The sequence below is a fragment of the Corynebacterium frankenforstense genome, assembly GCF_030211955.1.
In the GTDB taxonomy this organism is placed as follows: Bacteria; Actinomycetota; Actinomycetes; order Mycobacteriales; family Mycobacteriaceae; genus Corynebacterium; species Corynebacterium frankenforstense_A.
Genome location: NZ_JASODI010000109.1, coordinates 1 through 232, shown reverse-complemented (window position 1 = coordinate 232; position 232 = coordinate 1). Strand labels below are relative to the sequence as shown.

The following is a 232-nucleotide window of genomic DNA, read 5'->3' as shown; positions in this document are numbered from 1 at the left end:
CACGGCGAACTGGCACACGATTGGTTTCGAGGTGCAGTACGACGGCAAGGCCATTACCGATAAGCAGCGCGAGAACATGATCATTGCGATGGCGGCTATCAGTAAGAAGCTGGGGCGCACCGCTAATCAGTCTGTCGTCGGCCACAAAGAGTATTCCGATATGGGCAAGTGGGACCCAGGAAATGTGGACATGAATGATGTCCGCCGGAAGGTTCAGGCACAGATCAATCAG

1 protein-coding gene is annotated in these 232 nt (G+C 54.3%); it reads left to right on the top strand.

Annotated elements, in window-relative coordinates; all coding sequences use genetic code 11:
- Positions 1-232: peptidoglycan recognition protein family protein (locus QP119_RS11730; RefSeq protein ID WP_284776351.1), on the top strand; the 232-nt coding region annotated here is incomplete at both ends.